At 37.5% G+C, this 19,450-nt stretch carries 17 protein-coding genes; 16 read left to right on the top strand and 1 reads right to left on the bottom strand.

What is annotated here, in order from left to right:
• Nucleotides 1-97 precede the first annotated feature (97 nt).
• Nucleotides 98-1,000, bottom strand: coding sequence for a LysR substrate-binding domain-containing protein (locus DWW52_RS08080; protein WP_118714942.1), 903 nt, complete (start codon nt 998-1,000; stop codon nt 98-100).
• A 988-nt stretch (nt 1,001-1,988) separates the two neighbouring features.
• On the opposite strand from DWW52_RS08080, the gene DWW52_RS08075 reads away from it, so the two are divergent.
• The 16 genes from DWW52_RS08075 to DWW52_RS08000 all read left to right on the top strand — a co-directional run bounded on the left by DWW52_RS08075 (nt 1,989) and on the right by DWW52_RS08000 (nt 19,436).
• Complete coding sequence (locus DWW52_RS08075) at nt 1,989-2,510, top strand: UpxY family transcription antiterminator (protein ID WP_118714941.1); 522 nt, start codon at nt 1,989-1,991, stop codon at nt 2,508-2,510.
• Nucleotides 2,511-2,519: 9 nt separating this feature from the next.
• Nucleotides 2,520-3,287, top strand: coding sequence for a hypothetical protein (locus DWW52_RS08070; RefSeq protein ID WP_118714940.1), 768 nt, complete (start codon nt 2,520-2,522; stop codon nt 3,285-3,287).
• Between the two features lie 131 nt (nt 3,288-3,418).
• Nucleotides 3,419-5,362: a nucleoside-diphosphate sugar epimerase/dehydratase gene (locus DWW52_RS08065; protein ID WP_118714939.1), complete on the top strand. Its 1,944-nt coding sequence runs from the start codon at nt 3,419-3,421 to the stop codon at nt 5,360-5,362.
• A 63-nt stretch (nt 5,363-5,425) separates the two neighbouring features.
• Nucleotides 5,426-6,640 (top strand): NAD(P)-dependent oxidoreductase, encoded by a 1,215-nt coding sequence (locus DWW52_RS08060; protein ID WP_118714938.1) that lies wholly within the window; start codon nt 5,426-5,428, stop codon nt 6,638-6,640.
• A 20-nt stretch (nt 6,641-6,660) separates the two neighbouring features.
• Entirely contained in the window at nt 6,661-7,773 is a 1,113-nt protein-coding gene (locus tag DWW52_RS08055) for a sugar-transfer associated ATP-grasp domain-containing protein (RefSeq protein WP_118714937.1), read from the top strand.
• Between the two features lie 28 nt (nt 7,774-7,801).
• Entirely contained in the window at nt 7,802-8,878 is a 1,077-nt protein-coding gene (locus DWW52_RS08050; protein ID WP_118714936.1) for a sugar-transfer associated ATP-grasp domain-containing protein, read from the top strand.
• A gap of 15 nt (nt 8,879-8,893) precedes the next feature.
• A complete protein-coding gene (locus tag DWW52_RS08045; RefSeq protein ID WP_118714935.1) occupies nt 8,894-9,958 on the top strand; it encodes a sugar-transfer associated ATP-grasp domain-containing protein in 1,065 nt (354 codons plus the stop codon).
• Nucleotides 9,959-10,025: 67 nt separating this feature from the next.
• Entirely contained in the window at nt 10,026-11,483 is a 1,458-nt protein-coding gene (locus DWW52_RS08040; protein ID WP_118714934.1) for a lipopolysaccharide biosynthesis protein, read from the top strand.
• The gene (locus DWW52_RS08035; protein ID WP_118714933.1) at nt 11,480-12,724 is read left to right on the top strand and encodes a hypothetical protein; all 1,245 of its coding nucleotides are present in this window, start codon (nt 11,480-11,482) and stop codon (nt 12,722-12,724) included. Before DWW52_RS08040 ends, DWW52_RS08035 begins: the two co-directional genes overlap by 4 nt.
• Nucleotides 12,725-12,792: 68 nt before the next feature.
• Entirely contained in the window at nt 12,793-13,785 is a 993-nt protein-coding gene (locus DWW52_RS08030; RefSeq protein ID WP_118714932.1) for a sugar-transfer associated ATP-grasp domain-containing protein, read from the top strand.
• Between the two features lie 4 nt (nt 13,786-13,789).
• Nucleotides 13,790-14,422, top strand: a complete 633-nt coding sequence (locus tag DWW52_RS08025) for a sugar transferase (RefSeq protein WP_118714931.1) — start codon at nt 13,790-13,792, stop codon at nt 14,420-14,422.
• A 19-nt stretch (nt 14,423-14,441) separates the two neighbouring features.
• Nucleotides 14,442-15,503 (top strand): hypothetical protein, encoded by a 1,062-nt coding sequence (locus DWW52_RS08020; RefSeq protein ID WP_158582525.1) that lies wholly within the window; start codon nt 14,442-14,444, stop codon nt 15,501-15,503.
• Nucleotides 15,504-16,196 carry a DapH/DapD/GlmU-related protein gene (locus DWW52_RS08015; protein WP_118714929.1) on the top strand — a complete coding sequence of 231 codons (693 nt, stop codon included), beginning with the start codon at nt 15,504-15,506 and terminating at the stop codon, nt 16,194-16,196.
• A 21-nt stretch (nt 16,197-16,217) separates the two neighbouring features.
• Nucleotides 16,218-17,417: a hypothetical protein gene (locus DWW52_RS08010; protein WP_148315343.1), complete on the top strand. Its 1,200-nt coding sequence runs from the start codon at nt 16,218-16,220 to the stop codon at nt 17,415-17,417.
• 91 nt (nt 17,418-17,508) lie between these two features.
• Nucleotides 17,509-18,657, top strand: a complete 1,149-nt coding sequence (locus DWW52_RS08005; RefSeq protein WP_118715001.1) for a DegT/DnrJ/EryC1/StrS aminotransferase family protein — start codon at nt 17,509-17,511, stop codon at nt 18,655-18,657.
• Between the two features lie 8 nt (nt 18,658-18,665).
• On the top strand, nt 18,666-19,436 hold the full coding sequence (locus DWW52_RS08000) for a polysaccharide biosynthesis/export family protein (RefSeq protein ID WP_118714927.1): 771 nt from the start codon (nt 18,666-18,668) through the stop codon (nt 19,434-19,436).
• The last annotated feature ends 14 nt before the right edge of the window (nt 19,437-19,450 follow it).

Genomic DNA, 19,450 nt, shown 5'->3' with positions numbered 1-19,450 from the left:
AGTAATTTGTTTGACGCGAATATCTACTAAATGTATGAATCTTGGAAATAAGAAATATTCAGATAGTATGAGCAAAAGTTATAGGTTCGATCCGTGATTATATTTTACGTTTAGTCTTGCGGTTACGAGCTTCGCAGAATCTCAGGAGTAGTTCAGCGTAGGGATCGATAGGGCCTTGTTTGTGAATGGCATAGAGGGTGCGGGTGATTTCTAAATCGTCGATGTCGACAATTTTCAGCAGGCCGCAAGAGAGTTCATCCTGAATCGAGAACACGGAAACTAGGGCGTGGCAATCGGAATGTTTGAGATATTGTTTAATGCCTTCGGTACTTCCGATGACAATCTGTTGATTTAGTTCGTTGATCGATATGCCCGAAGCGGCCAATTGTCTCTGGATAATGTTGTATGTCCCGGATCCCTCTTCCCGGACGGCGAATTTCAGGTTTTTCAACTGTTGTTTGCTAATGGTTTCCGGGGTCTCGTTTTTGGCCGCGGTCACGAGTACGATCTCGTCTTTCAGGAAAGGGATGTAGTGAATGTCGGTTTGAGAGGGCATACCCTCGATAAATGCCAGTTGGATATTTTTATCCATGAGTTCCTGTTCGATCTGGTAGGTGTTGCCACTAATCAGGTTTATCTCGATATAGGGATGGGCTTCCCGGAAGCGAGCTAGGTATTCCGGTAGGATGTATTGCGAGAGCGTGGTGCTGGCCCCGATGTGTAGGGTACCGGAGAATTCTTTTTTCATATGCTGGAGGTTGAAGGTGATCATGCGCTCCCGCTCGATCAGGTCTTCGCTTTGTTCCAGAAGGTATTTCCCGGCAGGAGTTAATGTCAGGCGGCCTTTTTCACGATCGAAAAGCGTGATACCCAGTCCACGTTCAAGTTCCTTGATGCTTTTGGATATGGCGGGTTGCGAGAGTCGTAGTATTTCGGCGGCTTTCGTGGTATTCAGGTGTTTGGCTGTCTGGTAGAATATCGTGAGTTTGTGATCCAGCATCTTTTTTTAATTATGTTTGAGACAAAGGTAGAAATAATAGATTTGTGCGAGAAAAATTTTTCTATATTTATAGTAGAAGATTCATGAAAATTATATGGGTACAAAGAGTGGTATGTTGATTTTACAGGATAAGAATTAAAATAGGATTTCGATTGTAATTTCATATTTTACTCTCTTTTCGAATTTGGATGGGAGATAGACAAGAGTATATCTGTGCAAACCCGTAATGGTCTTGTTTTGTTATAAACCGAGTGACTAGCATTGGGGGTGAATAACCTAAAATTAACAGAAAATTCTCCGAAATTTCCGGGTAATAATCTCTTTTAGATCTTTGTGGTTCCGTTCCTCTCCTTTGCCGTTATATGGAAAATGGCTTCTGTAACGGAGGGGAAACGGAGAAAGACGGGAGAGAAGAGATTATTAGCATGGTATTTTTGTGTTTTTTCTATGGAATAGAGGTGGTTTACGAGGTATCTTTAGAGATTGAAATAGATTTTGTGAAAATAGAATGTTTTTGTCATAAAATATACTTTCTCTAGTGAAGTATCGTGGGAAATGTATATGTAGATGATGTGTTATGTGATTATTGTTTAGTATTTTGTGTTTTAGTACCGATGAGAAAGTGTAAATATAAAATAGTAATAATATATTTTAAAACGATCGTTTAATGCGTTGCAAATATACTAAATTTTAGAATAGTGCAAATAAAAATGAAATATTTTTTCTTTTTATCAATCAGGCAATTGGCATTTGATGGGAAATGACAAAATGCAAAAGTTATTAATATCAATAAACGATCGTTTTTTAATTTAAAATGACGTTATGCAAACAGCTTTCGTGCGTTGTTGCTGTTTTAAGTAAGCGTATGAAACACATGGCAATAAATCGAGACTCGTGATAGGGTTAATGCGCGAAGCGCATCCGGGCGTATCGTAAGTTTAGAACATGAGTATGTCGTGATTGTTCGTGAAAAAGATAAAAAAGATAGATGGTTGCTAATAACAAAATAAATTGGTACGTTGCTTATACACGAGTAAATCAGGAACTTTTAATAAAGAAAAAGTTAGATACACTGGGAATTGAAAATTTTTTACCCCAGGAGGAGTTAGTTCGTGATACTCCTGCAGGTCGCAAAAAGATTCGAGTTCTTTTGATTCACGGGATGATCTTTATTCGGACGGATAAGGCAACGAGTTTTTCCTTAATTAATGATCACATGTTGAACGTGGTTTACCTGAAGGATATAGAGGGCCGACACTCGCTAATTGTTCCCGATAAGCAAATGGAAGATTTCATGTTCCTTTTGGATTTTTCGACGAATGGTATTGAAGTGTTGAATAAGAATCTTAAACGGGGTGATCGAGTGAGAGTTATTAAGGGCCCTCTGCAAGGGTTAGAGGGTGAACTAGTACGTTTGAAAGGGCACAAACGGGTGATCATCCGTTTGGAAGGAGTGGCTTCTATCGCCACGTCTTATATTCCAAGTTCGTTTTTGGAGAGAATAGAGTAATACAAAATAATGGAAAAAAGTTTATTTCACGATTTGTATAAACGGTCGTGCGAGTTGGAAATAAGAGATTGTCCTTCTCAAACATTGTCAGACTTCTTGCATGGCTATTTGTCTGTATACTCGATTGTACGGGTGTATCCTTGGTTGGAAAGTGATTTCGGGGATGCGTATGGTATTCATGAACGCATACGAGAGATTGCCCGGATCATAGAACCTTTGGCAAATAACAAAGAACTAGTCAAGGATGTGCGTGCCGGTTTTATTGTCGATTTGATGGATGCTTACCAGTTATATTCGGACATGAATTTTTTGAACACGGCTTTGGATGCGGCGTATGATGTATTGACACCTTGGGGTGCTAATAGGATAGTATTGCCTTGTAGAACGCCGAATATCTGCCGTTTGCTTTGTTATTGTTATTACTTCACGGGAGAGAAGGAAAATAGCCTTCTGGCGAGTAGTTTGATCAATGAAGCTTTGGGCTTTACCCGTAAAGCCGGTCGTGACGATTTGATGCCTTGGTGGTGGTGGGATGCATTCTGTTTTTACGAGGATGTTGTTGGAAAAGTAGAGTTGTCAACTAATGGTCAGGAGCGATTGGTTGAAGAACGGGTGCGACTGGCCGTTTCCGTGAAACAACGGGAAGAAGAGGTGATCAAACGTTTTGTGAAAACAGAAGGTGATGATGTTTATGACATGGCGAAGTCTTTCCGTATTTTAGCACAACGGGAGTTTACGATGTGCCATGAACGTTATGAAAATAAGGAATTTATATAAAGAACTTCACATGCCGGGAGCGCAACCCCTGGCGATAGCGTTTCCCTCGACGGTACTTCATGCCGGACCAGCTTTAATACCGGAGGGGACGCTCCTTTTGAATTTTTAATGAAGAATATAGCTTTTTATAGATGAAGTCTTCAATTCACACGATATGTAATAGCCTGTGTGAAAGGAAAAAATACGTGAATTACCGGACTATTCTCTTCGTGGATGTATTCTTGTCGGTTGGTAGTTCGTTTGTTACGCTCCTTTTTGTCGACAATTTTATTGTTGACTTGTCCCGATTTGCTTACGCCGTGGTTCTGGCGGGGGTGGTTGTGATCAGTTTCCTAGTTTTCTGGATACTGGGAGTGAACAAGAACATTATCCGGCATGCATCAATAAAAAGTATTGGGAAGATGGGTTTTGCCATACTTTTGAAAGCGGTTCTTTTAGGAGTAGTGATTCTTTTGTCTGATTTGCGATTGTTCGATCACCATCTTTTTGCCTGTTGTTTACTTGATTTTCTCGTAACAACGGTGGTTTTAGTCGGCTTTCGGGTAACCCTTGTGCTGGTTTATGATTTTGTGATTTCGCTGTATGGCTCGGGGAAGACGAGAGTATTGGTGTACGGAAGCGGAGATAAGAGCGTGGCGTTAAAAAAGAGGATGTATACCAGTAAACATTATCATGTGGTGGGTTTTGTGAATCCGGATAAATATTTGAAATCATGTGTGATTTCGGAATTACCGGTTTATTATTTTGAGGGAGAGGAAGATTTTATTCATTTCGTGAAGAAATGTAACATTAATGGCTTGTTGTATCCCTCACACGAGGAGGCTCGTCAAGAGGCGGATCGATTGGTTCGTTTTTGTCAGGATGGCGGGTTGAAGAATTTGGTGTCTCCACCGATAGATGTGTTGGGAGACGGGTTGAAAAAGACAATTGTGCGTGAAATACGAGTAGAAGATTTATTGGGACGGGATGAGATCCAGATAAATACGGGAGAGATAGCCAAAAATTTTGCAGATAAAGTGGTGATGGTTACAGGGGCAGCAGGGAGTATCGGTAGTGAATTATGTCGCCAATTAGTAACTTTTGGAGTTAGTCATTTGGTCTTGTTTGATAATGCAGAAACTCCGATGCACGAACTTCGTCTTGAATTGGAAAAAAAATTCCCCGATTTGAAGTTCGCGCCTTTTATCGGTGATGTTCGTCAAAAGGAACGTTTGCGAATGGCTTTCGAGAAATATCACCCGATGGTAGTATTTCATGCGGCCGCTTATAAGCATGTGCCGCTAATGGAGGAGAATCCTTGCGAGGCCGTGCGGGTAAACGTGATCGGTTCGAGATTGGTGGCAGATTTTTGCGTGGAGTACGGGGTGGAAATGATGGTGATGATTTCTACAGATAAAGCCGTAAATCCTACCAACGTGATGGGAGCCTCCAAACGCTTGGCCGAGATCTACGTGCAGAGTTTAGGGGTAGCCTTGGAAAGGAGAGAAATTGAGGGATGTACTCGCTTCGTGACTACTCGTTTCGGGAACGTGCTGGGAAGTAACGGTAGTGTGATCCCGTATTTCCGGAAACAGATTGAGCAGGGAGGTCCGGTGACAGTTACGGACCCGAGAATAACACGTTTCTTCATGACGATTCCTGAAGCTTGCCGTCTGGTGATGGATGCAGCTACAATGAGTACCGGTAATCAGATTTTTGTTTTTGACATGGGAGAACCCGTGAAAATCGTTGATCTGGCAGAAAGAATGATTCGACTGGCAGGATACGTTCCGGGTGAGGATATTAAGATTAAGTTTATCGGGTTACGTCCCGGGGAGAAATTGTATGAAGAGGTGTTGAGTAATGAAGAAAATACAATTCCGACGGGGCATTCCAAAATACGAGTGGCACGAGTGAAAGAGTATTGTCGGGACGAGATCGTGGGTGCTTATGATAAATTAGCCGAATTGGCGTTAGCGGTGAAGGTGGAGGAGACTGTACGGTTGATGAAACAGGTGGTGCCGGAGTTTAAGTCGAAGAATTCGGTGTATGAAAGGTTGGATCAAAGAGAGAGAGTCGTTATAGGAAGGCAATGAATTGTTTTGAAGTTGAATATGTCGTCAATATAAAAACTAGGGTATTATTTACATGGTGATATTATGAAAATAGGTCTTATAAAAGAAACAAAAATTCCTGAAGATAATAGAGTTGCTTTAACTCCGGATGAAATTGTTGCTTTAGTGCATGAATTTCCAGGATGTGAATTTGTAGTGCAAAAGAGTGATATTCGTGCGTTTTCTGATGAGGAGTATATGTGTCGGGGAATCGAGCTTGTTGAACGAGTAGATGATTGTGATGTACTTTTGGGAATTAAAGAAGCTGATATCGCATCGTTAATCCCCAATAAGCATTATTTCTTTTTTGGCCATATCGCAAAGATGCAACCATATAATAAACCCTTGTTAAAGAGAATGATGGAATTGGGGATCACTTTTTCTGATTACGAGTATTTGGTTGATGAAAAAGGACATCGGTTATGTGCTTTTGGTTGGTGGGCTGGTGTTGTAGGGGTGTATAATACATTACGTGCTTACGGACTTCGAAATAGAACATTTGAATTGCCTAAACCTGATAAGCGGTTCACTTTGTCCTATATGTTGGAAGAAGCGAAGAAGCCAATTTATTCTTATTTGAAGATCGTGGTTACTGGTAACGGAAGGGTTTCACATGGCGCACAACATTTTTTGGATGAGGTGGGAATAAAACGAGTTCAACCGCAAGAGTTTTTGGAAGAAGATTTTGAATATCCGGTTTATACTGTGGTAAAATTGCCTGATATCGTGTGTCACGTGGATGGTGTTTCAGTTTTTGATCGAGAAGAATTTCACACGAGTCCCAGTTTATATAAGAGCAATTTTTTCCCCTACGCTAAGGTTGCGAATGTTTTAATATCTTGCCATTATTGGGGCCCTGAAGATCCGGTTTATTTGAAAAAAGAAGATTTGCGAAATCCGGAGGTTAAGATAAAAGTTATCGGAGATGTTACTTGTGATATCATGGGGAGTGTGCAATCAACTCTTCGTGCGTCAACGCATCAGAACCCGTTTTATGATTATAATCCTTATGCGGAAAAGGAGGAAGAAGCTTTTTCGTCTGATAAAAATATCACGGTTATGGCTGTCGATACTTTACCCAACGCTTTGGCCTTGGATACGAGTGAGTATTTTGGAAAAACGCTCGTGAAGTATGTGATAGAAGATATTTTGAATGGTCGAATGGAATCCAGTGATGTAATTGAGCGGGCAACGATACTTAAAAATGGAAAGTTGACGGAACGTTTTGCTTATTTACGTGATTATGCGTGGAGTGATTAGTTACTTTTAAATGTCTGGTGATGAAACGTTTTTTTTATAAGATAAATTGTTTTCTAAAATTTCTTTGGGATACTCATCAAGAGTCCGGGAAGAGTTTAGTTTTTTTATTAAAAGATTTTATATATCTCAAAAAGAAAAAAAAGATTAGGATTGAAGAATATCGAGATTTCGAATTCGAAAAGCAAGGTCCTGAATTTCGAGAGACATTTTTAACAGCTTTGGAGCAGCATCCATGTTTGGATTTGTTGAATCCTAAAAAATACTATATATTGGCTCGTAATAAATATCTTTCTCATTTATTATTAGAAGCATGTGGTATTAGAAAAGCAGAGTTGTATTGTTATTATAATCCAGAAGGGAGAATAAAAAATGACCATATTGCTTATGATTATGATTCTGTATTAGAAATATTGAAGTTGAAAAATGTACATTCTTGTGTAATAAAAGGTACAGAAACATCTCATGGTGATGGCGTTTTAGTTGTCGATAATATTGAATACATGGAGACAGAATGTGTTTTACATCTTTTTAATGGAGAAAAATTTTACTTGAGAAATAAATTGAAAGAATATGAACCACTTATATTTGAAAGTAAAATACATCAAACCGATCAGTTTAATTCTTTTAATTCATCTTCTGTTAATACAGTTCGTTTTATGACGACACTACATCCTTTGGGAGAAGCTAAAATTATTGCAATATGGATGAAATTTGGGAAACCAGGGGTTTGTGTTGATAATGCCGGAGCTGGGGGGAATATCGATGCTGCTGTTGATATAAAAACGGGGAAAATTTATAATGTAACTCTTTTTGATGGATGGAGAAGAACACAATCAATAACTCACCATCCTAATAATAAAATTCTTTTGGAAGGAGTATTAATTGAAAATTGGGACAAAATAACGAGAGAAATTCTTCAATTTCAGAAATCAGTACCTTATTTAAAAGCTATCGGTTGGGATATTGCGATAACGCCAGAAGGTCCACTTGTAGTTGAATTTAATGATTATTGGGACAGAACAGGACAATTATTTATAAAAAAAGGTTGGAAAAAAGAGATTGAAAGTTGTTATGAAGAATGGAAGTATTTAGAGAGGGAGGGGAAAGTGTCTTATAAAATGGGAAGACTATAATTTTAATTTGTAATTAATTATCTTTAGCATGAGAAAGTCTATATTTTGTCTTGCAGGATACCTCCTTTATAAAAGAAGGGCGATGAAGTATATAAATGTTGCCGTTAAATACAATAAAATGTTTGCCTTTGATAAAGTGAAGTCAAATGAAAAGTTGAAAATTGATTATTTATGGAAAAATTTATCTGTTTCTGGTAATCACAGGCATGATTGGCATTCTTTTTATAAAGGATTTTGTGGGTATTTTGATGAAAGATTTATTCCTTCAGATATTTATAATGGTCTTGTTGAATATACTCTTAACTTGCGTAAATATTCTATTTGTTTACAACATAAAGCAATTCTTGGAAATTTTATTGAATCTAGGAATAGATGTAATACGATAATAAATGTTATAGATAACGTATGTTATGATCATGATTGGAATATATTGAGTGTTGATGAAGTTGTTGATAAAGTTAAATTGTTGAATTGTAATGTTATTATTAAACCATCAACTGCTAGTGGTGGCGGTCGTAAGGTGTTATTTTTGAATAGTAAAGACATAAAGAATGATGATTTCTTTAATAAAGGGGATTGTATTATTCAAGATTTTTTGAGGGAAGGGGATGAGTTATCTCGCTTTAATCTTGATACTTTAAATACAATTAGAATGCTCACTCTTAATTTAAATGGTAAATGTACGGTTCTTTCATCTTTTTTGAGAATGGGTATTAAGGGTATGCATGTTGATAATCTTTCTTCAGGTGGAATTCTTGTAGGAATCAAAGATGATGGTCGACTTCATGATTTTGCTTTGGATAAGAAATTGAATAAAGTATATGAATCTCCATCTGGAATACTTTTTAAAGGACAGATTATAAATTGTTACAATGCTCTAAAAGAATTTGCATTAAATAATCATAAAAGAATTGCATTAGCTAATTTAATAGCTTGGGATCTTGCAATTGATAAAGAAGGAAATCCAATTGTTGTAGAGATTAATCTTGATTCAGGGGAAATTCAATTCCATCAAATTTATAATGGTCCTTTATTTGGAGAAAGGACTAATGAAGTGATAGAATATGTAAAGTCTCATCCAATAAAAAGAATTGATGCAAAATAAGATATTCTTGTTAATATGAAAAATATTGTAAAACAAATTTTAGAAAGTGCCACGAAGGAATGGGTGAAATATCAGAAAAGAAAGATGTACCGAGAGATGATTGTCGGGATAAAATTGAAGAAATTGTCAAAAGAGGAAAAGGAAGATATAAATTCTTATTATGAAAAACTTTTAGGAAAGCGGATAAATCCCCGATGGCATCAATATTATTCTTCAATCAACGGGGTGTTTACTCCTAAATATATTCCTCTGGGGTTATATTATGCTCAAATTGTTCCTATGCTTAATGATCGAACAGTTTCGAAGGCATATGCGGATAAAAATTTCACGGAGAGGTTATTTCCTGAAATGCTTCAACCGAAAACAATAGTTAAAAATATTAATGGCTTTTATTATCTAAGAGGAAAGCCTATAGCGAAAGAAGAAGCTTTGAGTATCTGTAATAATCTTTCAGATGCGGTGATCAAGCAAGCCATGGAGACATCCCAAGGAAAGAGCGTGATACGTTTTTCTTCCTCTGACGGTATGACAACGTGTAAAGGATTGTCTGTTCAAAAGTTGTTTGATTTATACAAAAAGAATTATATCGTGCAAGAGGTGGTTCGCCAACATGCCATATTGAGCAAATTGAATCCTACTTCTTTGAATACAGTACGATTGACCACGTTTCGTCGGGAAGAAGATGTTGTGGTTTTGACCTCTTTGTTGAGGATGGGGCGGAAAGATGCTTTAGTTGATAATGTTTCTGTCGGAGGGGTGTTTTGTGAGATAAGTCCGGACGGAAGATTGAAAGCCCCGGCGTATAGTATAAAACCAACGGGTAGATATGATTACAATGATTTCGGGGTCAAATACGAGGGGATACAAGTTCCGCAATATGAAGAGATTGTTCGAAAGGCGAAAGAAATGCATTTGCAATTGCCTTATACACGTATTGTGGGGTGGGATTTTACTGTGGATGAGGACTCGCAAGTTGTATTAATAGAATTGAATTTACATTCTCCCGGAGTTTACCAGTTGATAGGTCCAGCATTGGGTGAATACACGGATGAAATTTTGACAATGGTTAAGAAAGGGTAGGACCTGATGTGTGAATGGATTGGTTAAAAAGGATGAAACTTGTAAATGTGGTATAATTGATTGGTTTATGACAAAACAATCCCTGAAAGAGAAGACCATATCCGGAATGTTGTGGAGTGCTTTTCAACGTTTTGGGACAATGTCGATATCTTTTACGTCGAATTTGGTATTAGCGAGATTGTTGTTGCCCGAAGATTTTGGGTGTATCGGGATGTTAATGGTTTTTATCGCTATTTCAAATACATTTATTGATGGAGGTTTTGCCTCAGCTATAATTCAAAAACAAGGAGTAACACAGGTAGATATTTCGACTGTCTTTTATTGGAATTTATTTCTAGCGGTATTGTTATTCGGAGGATTATATATAATAGCTCCTTTTATAGCGAATTTTTATAAGATCTCGTTGTTACAAGAAGTGTTGCGCGTGCAGGGATTTGTGTTAATTACAAATGCTTTTTGTGTTATACAGAATGCGTTATTGATTAAAAAACTTCAATTTAAAATATTGGCAAAAGTAAATTTGTTGGCAACCTTAATTGGAGCTGTTGTCGGGATTATTTTTGCCTATATGAATTACGGGGTTTGGAGTTTGGTCATTAAGATGCTTGTTATTAGTTGTATGACCTCTATATTGTTATGGTTTTGCGGGAAGTGGCGTCCAAGTTTATGCTTTGGTTGGTCATCGTTTAAATCGTTATTTAATTATGGAGGGTTAATTTTATCGGCTAATTTGGTTGAAACGTTATATACGCATATTCAAGCACTTTTGATAGGTCGCTATTTTTCATCTCGTGACTTGGGTTTTTACACGCAAGCTAAACAATTGGAGGAGATTCCGACATCGAGTTTATCACAAATTGTAAATCAGGTAACTTTCCCTGTTTTTTCGCAATTGCAAGGGGATGTTGATAAGTTGAAAATGGGGGTGAAAAAGAATGTCAAAATGATAACGTTTTTGACTTTTCCTTTAATGTCATTGCTTATCGTTATCGCTCGGCCGTTGATTGTTTTTCTATATTCGAGTAAATGGGAAGAGTCGGTTCCTTATTTTCAATTGCTGTGTATATTCGGGATGGTGTACACGTTAAATACGGTGAACACGAATGTATATAAATCTATCGGAAAGAGTAAATTGTTTTTTTTCGTACAAGCGGGGAAACGGGTTTTAAGTATACTGTTTATCGTTGCGGGGATGCAATTCGGTATTATGCAGATGATGTGGGCGGTGGCTTTAAGCGGTTACTTGCATTTTCTGATAAATGGTATTATTTCCGGGAGAGTTATTCAATATGGATTCTGGGAGCAAGTAAAGGATATTTTGTCAAGTTATTTGTTAGCAATAGGTGTTGGTGTAATAACTTATTGGGGAGGATTATTCTTGGAGTTGGATAATATCTTATTGTTGTTAATTCAGGTATTAATTTATGGAATCGTATATTTTGGCATAGCGTATTTGTTGAAATTTGAAAGTGCGATTTCTTTTTACAATATCATAAGGACAAATCTTCTGCAAGTAAATAGATGAAAGATTTCTTTTCTATAAGTGTGAAAAAAGCAGGAGCGTTGTTTTTATGTTTCTGTTTGTTTGTCATGATAAATCCTCCGGTAATAAGATTATTGCCTTTGGAGGCTATTTTGCATTATTTATCATTGTTTTTGATGATATTGATTTTTACTTTGTCATATCTTCAAGGACAATTAGTATTTACAAAACAACGATATATTCTTTGCTTGCTTTTCTTGTTATTGGGAATAGCTTTTGGTCTACCGTTGGGGGATCATTCTTGGGAGGCAAAAGTGTTTTTGCCTCTTTTGACCTTGGTGTTTATTATATTTTTAGATAATCAAGTGTATTATATCACATTTGGTTATTTTAGAAAGATAATGATTTTTTTTGCCGTATGCTCTATTGTTTTGACTGTCTTATTGCTTTTTCTTCCGCCTAATGCTCTGCCTTATATTGAATTAGAGCCGGTTTCTACAGCCCATCTGAATAAACAGATCGTATATAAAATGTATGGTTTTATTCTTTCGTATGATACCATTATTTTTGATATAGGTGGATTCCAATTTCTTAGAGTTGCTGGCCCTATGACAGAGCCAGGGCATTTTGGTATTTTATTGGGATTAACTCTTTGTATAGAAAAGATGTTGTACGGGAGACGAACACCGATTTTAATTATTTGTGGTTGTTTGACTTTTTCAACGGCTTTTTTCATGATTTTAGCGATCTTGGAGATGTACAATATTTTTGTTATCAGAAAATTTCAATGGAAATGGTATGCTTGTACGATTCTATTATTGATTATTTTTTTATTCGTTGTGGACAATACGTTGTTAGATACGATCTGGGAGTATTCAATAGGACGGAATATTGGAGAGGAAAAGAGTATATTGGATAACCGAACGAACGAGACGGCGTTGTTTATATATAATAAATTTTTGCAATCGTCTTTTTCCTCGTTGTTGTGGGGGCATGGAACTTTTGCATTAGAGGTTGACTCAAAAACAGTTTTAGCTGATTACCGAGAGTTCTTGTATGATAGTGGTTTTATCGGTTTGTTTTTGGTGATTATCACGTTTTGGGTGATATTCATGAGGGTTAAAATGAAGTTTTTACTTTTGTTTTTACCCATTATTGTTATCATTTTTCTACATCGGGCTTGGATGTTCTGGTATTCCTATTTGTATTTACTGCCTATTATTGCTTTTGGGGCTTATACTTATAAATCAAGTCTTGAGAGTAAGTTTGTTGTAAGGAATTGATTTGTATTTAGTAGTGAAGTATGTTGTGTCTTTTCTGAATTAAATTCGTTAATGGATATAGGAAAATCATGAAACACCTTATTTATTTTTGTTATTATCTAAAGATTACAGATTGGGGTAAGTTAAAAGTCCATCGTAATTTTGTAAAGCAAGTTTATGGCATATCTAAATGGCATCAAGTTTTGGATATGTTTCGAACGACATTGAAGCTTGGTACAGCTTTTCACGAGTATTATTATTATGGTTTTTATAATAAGTCTATGGAACAACGGAGTGAATATGCTTCGATGGGATTTATGTATGAATATCAGAAAAAAAATAATCCTCCTCAAAAGCGTGTTATGTTATCAGATAAGATAAAATTTTTTGATGCTTATAAGGAATTTTTGGGGAGGATGTGGATAAATCCGCTTGTTGCGACGGAAATGAGTGTGGCTAATTTTGTTAAAGGGAAAGAAAAAGTTGTGCTAAAAACATCAACGGGAGGAGGTGGACGGAATGTGAAAATTTTTGAAGTACAAGAATATACTCCTCAAGGTATACGACAGTTAGCGAAGGAATTGCATTTTGATATTTTAGAGGAGTTCGTTTATCAACATGAAAACTTACAACGTTTAGCACCGAATAGTTTAAATACGATACGTTTTATTACACAATTAACAGAAAAGGGGACCGTTGAAATAATAGGAGCTAGTTTAAGAATGGGTATTTATAAAAATACGGATAATTTGTCTTCAGGGGGAATTGCGGCTAAAATAAATATTACAAATGGTAAAATAGAATCTCAAGGCGTGTCATTTGATATTACCGTACCAGATTATGAGTTACACCCCATATCAAATATGAAAATTGAAGGTTTCCAAATTCCATATTGGAATGAGGTGAGAGAACTATGTATTAGAGCAGCATCTAAATATCAGGATAATAAATCGATCGGTTGGGATGTTGCTATAAAACAAGATGGTCCAATTTTGATCGAGGGTAATCATGATTGGGGAGCTAGAGTATGGCAGATGCCAGCAGGAAAAGGTTTGAAGAATATATTGTCAAAATATATGTGAATATATGTATGCTCATTTTTTTAAGCGATTGATTGATTTTTGTATTGCTTTTGTCGCTTTAATTGTTCTATTTCCATTTCTGTTGTGTATAATGGTTTTACTTTATTTTGCCAATAATGGAGCAGGTGTATTTTTTGAACAAGAACGGATAGGAAAAGATGACAAGGTGTTTAAAATATTGAAATTCAAGTCAATGAATGACGATAAAGATAAAAATGGGAATTGGTTGCCTGGTAAAGATCGTGTTACGAAAATGGGACGTTTTATTCGTGCAACTTCAATCGATGAATTACCTCAATTGATCAATATATTAAAGGGCGACATGGCTCTTGTCGGACCTAGACCTCTTTTTGTCAAGTATATGCCTTATTATACGAAACGGGAACGGTTGCGTCATACTGTGAGGCCTGGTATAACAGGATTGTCTCAGGTGTCAGGGCGTAATAATCTACCATTGGTAGAACGTTTAGAATTAGATGTGCAGTATGTGGATAAGATATCTTTGATACTTGATGTGAAAATCATGTTACAAACGGTATTGAAGGTGTTAAAAAGAGAAGATGTGGTATATCTTCCTGATCCAGATAAGAATATACCATTAGATGTACTTCGACGAGATAAAGTTAAAGTCAATTAGAAAATATAATATTTGTTGTATGGATGCAATTTTAATTAGTGGAATCGGAGGACCTACTCCGCGTTCTATAGCTAAAGTGATTAAGCAGAAATATCCAGAAATGCGTATCGTGGGTATTGACTCCAATCCTAAAGCGATTGGTTTCTACATGTCCGGTTTAGTAGATGAATATCATGTTAGCCCGAAAGCTTCGGATGAGAATTATTGGTATTTTATTGAAAATTTGGTGCGAGAGAATCGAATTGATTATGCTTTTATTCAGCCGGAAAAAGAAATTATCGCTTGGGGAGATTACTACATGAAAAATGGGAAATATCCGTGTCATACATTTTTGCCTCCTAAAAGTTTGGCATTAACGTTGATGGATAAAGCTTTGATGGCGGATATCTTGCAAGGAACGTCTTTTATTCCCAAGACAATAAAGATAACGCAACATAATCCTCGTTATGAAGAAGTTGAAAAAGAAATCGGTTTTCCTTGTTGGATTCGGGCAACACAGGGTTCAGGTGGATTGGGTTCCTTAAAATTGGAGGATTTAAATAGTTATAAATCGTGGCTTTTAATTCATTCCGATATAGAGGCATTTACTGTTAGCGAGTTCCTTGTGGGAAGACATTTAGCTAATCAAATGCTTTATTATAATGATGTATTGCTTAAAGGAGCCTCTTTGGAATGTGTAGAGTATGTTATGGCAAACGTGGCTCCGTCTAAAGTAACAGGAAATACTTCTTTTGGCCGTTTTTTAAACGATGAGCGAATTTTGGCATTCTGTGATGATTGTATTCGCTATGTTTGTAACAAATTGCAAACGAAAGCTCATGGGGTTTTGTCATTTGATTTGAAGGAAGACGTGGCGGGGAATTTGAAGGTTACAGAAGTTAATATTAGGCATATGGCTTATACTGGAATCATGGCAGAAGTCGGTTTTGATTTGATTTCTGATACTATAGAGATTTTACGAGGACATATGGTTAACAGTGGTGCGCCTTGTTTCAAATATGATAAACCGTATGTGTTTTTACGAGATGTTGATGTTGAACCAATTATACTTGAAAGTGAGGCTGTTTTTAATAAAGACTGAATGGATAATATTGTAATAATTGGTAATAGTACTACGGCGAAAACTTGTTATCGTTTTATCTCGAAATATAATTTGTTTCATGTCGTGGGTTTTGCTATTCATAAGCGATTTATGACTTCTGAAACGTATTGCGGTTTACCACTTTTTGCAATAGAGTCATTGGATGAAGTTATTGATAAAGGAAAAGATTATTTGTTTGTGGCTATCCTGTGGAATAATTTGAATCAAATTCGTAGAAATGTTTATGAAGGGTTAAAGCAAAATGGTTTCCGTTTTGCCAATTTAGTTTCTCCAACAGCCGTATTGAATGGAAGTTTGAAAGGGGATAATTGTTGGATTGGTGATTTGGCTGTTATTGATTTTGGTGCAGAAGTTGGAACAAATACTTTTGCGAAAGCACTGGTATGGGTTGGTCCATCTACAAAAGTTGGGGATCATTGTTTTATCGGGGCAAAAGCAACAATAGCAGGAAGTTCATTTATTGGCGAGCAAAGTTTTGTTGGTATAAATGCTACAATATTTGATGAGGTTCATGTTGGACGAAAATCTATTATCGGAGCTGGTACTATTTTGAAAAGATCAGTTGCTGATTTTACAATTGTGAAAAGTAAACAAGATTCAACGATTGTGCTCCAAAGTACAGAAATGGAAATAGAAGCAAAGTTGATTGCGGCAAAGAATGTTAGAGATTGATGATCAGGTATTTATTTTTTTTTGTTGTTGTTTCAGGGGATAGGTAACCAGATAGAAGCTTGCACATCTGTTATTGTTTCCGGTAAAGTCACGCAAGACGGTCGTCCGTTAATGTGGAAGCATTTTGATAACGAAAATCAACTAAACAAGAAAGTAATTTTTTTGTCGGAAGGGAAATATTCTGCAATGGCAGTTGTGAATGCCGGATACGAAAAAAATACAACGATCTGGATGGGATATAATTCAACGGGGTTTGGGATTATGAGTACTGATTCCGGAAATTTGCACGATTCGCTTCGTGTTGAAATTAATAAATCGGGGATTTTCATGAAAGAGGCTTTGTTGAATTGTGCTTCTGTAGAGGAGTTTGAGTCTTTTTTAAAGAATTATCCAAAACCTCATAGTTTCCGGGTAAATTTTGGCGTTGTCGATGCAAGGGGGAATGGAGCGTATTTTGAAACGAATAATTTTACATATATTCGTTATGACGTGAATGATTCGAAAGTTGCACCTTGTGGTTATTTAATCCGAACGAATTATTCTTTATCTGGTCTGTTCGGGAAGGGGCATGGATACATACGTTATAGGACAGTTGAAAGGATTTTGGAACGTGAAAAAGGCAAAAAATTAAGTATTGATTTTTTCTTGGATTCTATTTGTCTTTCTTTGGAAAATTCTTTGAGCGAGCAGAAACTTCAGGATTTTGGAAATGCACGGGAACATGAGAAGCATTACATGTATTTTCAAGATTGTATAAATCGTTATTCTACGGGGGCTGCTGCCGTTATTCAAGGGGTGAGAGATGGAGAAGATCCGAGAATGACTACGATGTGGACATTTGTGGGTTTCCCCTTGACATCGGTGGCGATTCCCGTGTGGTTGTCTGTCTCTGGAGAGTTACCTTCGATAGTCTCGGGGAGCGGTGCTAAAAAATCTTTTATCTGCAATTTTTCACTTCAATTGAAAAAAATACTTGTCGCTGCAACTTATGGCGATATGAGGTATTATATAAATGCAACAGGATTGAAAAATATTAAGGGAACGGGAATTTTACAACGCCTTAATCCAATAAGAAAAGAAGTGTTTCAACGTGGAGTGGAATTGAAAGAGAAGTTGGAAAATGAAAAGGAAAAAGACGGGAAAATCAGTATGTATTATGTGTGGTTGGATGCTTATTTGAAACGGGAACTGCAAAGAATAAAAGAATTGTACGTAGAATAATCATTAAAAATTTTTCAATATAGAGTTTCAAGCGGGACGGGATGAATAAATCTCGTGATGGCCCGTGGCGGGACGTTTACTGTTTACATGTATGGATCGAAAACGAATTTATCTTTGCCTGGCACACATGAGTGGCAAAGAACAAGACTTTATTAAAGAGGCGTTTGATACGAATTGGGTGGTTCCGTTGGGGCCGAACGTGAATGCCTTCGAGCAATCCCTGCGGGACTTCTTGGTTGAAAATGAGGGGAAACAGGTGGTGGCGTTGAGTGCGGGGACTGCGGCGTTGCATTTGGGATTAATATTGTTGGGAGTACAAGCGGGTGACGAGGTGATTTGCCAGAGTTTCACGTTTTGTGCATCGGCGAACCCAGTGACTTATTTGGGGGCAACGGCTGTTTTCGTGGATTCGGAAGAGGATACCTGGAACATGAATCCCGTGTTGTTGGAGGAAGCTATACGAGACCGAATGAATAAAACCGGGCGAAAGCCGAAAGCGATTATTCCAGTACACTTGTATGGGATGCCGGCAAAGATGGATGAGATTTGTGCTGTGGCCGAGAAATATGGGATTCCAGTATTAGAGGATGCTGCAGAAGCATTGGGATCAGAATACAAGGGACTGAAATGTGGTACTTTCGGGGTATACGGGGCGTTGAGTTTTAACGGGAATAAGATGATCACTACCTCTGGTGGAGGTGCCTTGGTGGTACCTGATGAAGAATCCAAAAAGGCGGCAATGTTTTACGCTACGCAGGCCCGGGAACCGTATCCTTATTATCAACATGAGAAGATCGGTTATAATTATCGGATGAGTAATATTTGTGCCGGGATCGGGTTGGGACAGATGACCGTGTTGGAAGAGCACGTGGCTCACCATCGTCGTGTACATGAGTTGTATGAACGGGCATTTGCCAACGTGAAGGGGATCGAGTTAAAATCAAATCCTGATAAGCGATTTAATGCAAATTATTGGTTATGTACAATACTAATAGATAAAGAGGAGACTGGTGTGGATTGTGAAGAATTGAGAGTGTTCTTGGATAGTAAGGGAATTGAAACCCGGCCACTCTGGAAACCAATGCATTTGCAGCCGGTGTTTGCAAAGAATCCTTGTTACGTGGACGGAACTTCGGAAAAGTTGTTTGAAAAAGGATTGTGTATCCCGGCCGGGCCTTGCGTGACGGACGAGGATGTGGCTTATATTGTGAGTGAGATAAAAAATTGTATCTGTAAATAATTGAAAATATGCATTTGATGAGAAACGTGATCATGTTGGTATTGGCCGTGGGATTGTTTGCTTCGTGTGCTTCAAGTAAGAAAGTGGTATACTTACAGGATGTTGATGTAAACAAGCGGATAAAAGCGGAGTGTGAATATAAGACCGTGATTCACACGGATGATTTGTTGTCGATTATCGTGTCGTGTGATGATCTGGAATCCGCACTGCCTTTTAATACACCAATGATCGGTTTGGGGCGTGAAGTGAATACAACTTCTACTCAGCAAATCCCGAGGGGGTATCTCGTGGATAAGAACGGAGAGATTGATTTTCCCGTGTTGGGAAAATTGAAGGTCGTGGGAATTTCGAGAAACGAGTTGGCAGAAATGTTGAAAGAGAAGTTGTCGGAGTACTTGAAAAACCCGATCGTGACGATTCAATTCCAGAATTTTAAAGTGACGATACTGGGAGAAGTGAAAAGTCCTGGGAGTTATAAGGTGGTTAGCGAACGTGTGTCTTTGTTTGATGCATTGGGGATGGCCGGAGACTTGCAGATTAACGGGAAACGAAAGAACGTGTTGGTCATGCGAGAGCAAGGAGATGAGAAGGTTTTTGCCCGGATTGATTTGACATCCAGTGATTTTATCGATTCCCCGTTTTTTTATTTACAGCAAAATGACGTGGTTTACGTGGAACCGAACAAGGGACGGATTGCCGGGGGAAGTGTCAGTACGTTCTTGCCTTATATCTTGTCGAGTTTGTCGACGATTGTGGCTTTGATTACCTTGACAAAGTAGTTTCTGAATAAATA

The organism is Odoribacter sp. AF15-53 (assembly GCF_003479425.1).
Lineage (GTDB): Bacteria > Bacteroidota > Bacteroidia > Bacteroidales > Marinifilaceae > Butyricimonas.
The sequence above is the reverse complement of the archived record's forward strand: the minus strand, read 5'-3'. Positions and strand labels throughout refer to the sequence as shown.

Bases quoted from the DNA above. Each gene is read 5' to 3' on its own strand.
- DWW52_RS08060 (WP_118714938.1), top strand. From the start codon at position 5,426: ATGAAAATAGGTCTTATAAAAGAAACAAAAATTCCTGAAGATAATAGA.
- DWW52_RS08065 (WP_118714939.1), top strand. From the start codon at position 3,419: ATGAAGTCTTCAATTCACACGATATGTAATAGCCTGTGTGAAAGGAAA.
- DWW52_RS08030 (WP_118714932.1), top strand. From the start codon at position 12,793: ATGAAACACCTTATTTATTTTTGTTATTATCTAAAGATTACAGATTGG.
- DWW52_RS08080 (WP_118714942.1), bottom strand. From the start codon at position 1,000: ATGCTGGATCACAAACTCACGATATTCTACCAGACAGCCAAACACCTG.
- DWW52_RS08075 (WP_118714941.1), top strand. From the start codon at position 1,989: ATGGTTGCTAATAACAAAATAAATTGGTACGTTGCTTATACACGAGTA.
- DWW52_RS08070 (WP_118714940.1), top strand. From the start codon at position 2,520: ATGGAAAAAAGTTTATTTCACGATTTGTATAAACGGTCGTGCGAGTTG.
- DWW52_RS08025 (WP_118714931.1), top strand. From the start codon at position 13,790: ATGTATGCTCATTTTTTTAAGCGATTGATTGATTTTTGTATTGCTTTT.
- DWW52_RS08000 (WP_118714927.1), top strand. From the start codon at position 18,666: ATGCATTTGATGAGAAACGTGATCATGTTGGTATTGGCCGTGGGATTG.
- DWW52_RS08035 (WP_118714933.1), top strand. From the start codon at position 11,480: ATGAAAGATTTCTTTTCTATAAGTGTGAAAAAAGCAGGAGCGTTGTTT.
- DWW52_RS08005 (WP_118715001.1), top strand. From the start codon at position 17,509: ATGGATCGAAAACGAATTTATCTTTGCCTGGCACACATGAGTGGCAAA.
- DWW52_RS08045 (WP_118714935.1), top strand. From the start codon at position 8,894: ATGAAAAATATTGTAAAACAAATTTTAGAAAGTGCCACGAAGGAATGG.
- DWW52_RS08050 (WP_118714936.1), top strand. From the start codon at position 7,802: ATGAGAAAGTCTATATTTTGTCTTGCAGGATACCTCCTTTATAAAAGA.
- DWW52_RS08020 (WP_158582525.1), top strand. From the start codon at position 14,442: ATGGATGCAATTTTAATTAGTGGAATCGGAGGACCTACTCCGCGTTCT.
- DWW52_RS08055 (WP_118714937.1), top strand. From the start codon at position 6,661: ATGAAACGTTTTTTTTATAAGATAAATTGTTTTCTAAAATTTCTTTGG.
- DWW52_RS08040 (WP_118714934.1), top strand. From the start codon at position 10,026: ATGACAAAACAATCCCTGAAAGAGAAGACCATATCCGGAATGTTGTGG.
- DWW52_RS08015 (WP_118714929.1), top strand. From the start codon at position 15,504: ATGGATAATATTGTAATAATTGGTAATAGTACTACGGCGAAAACTTGT.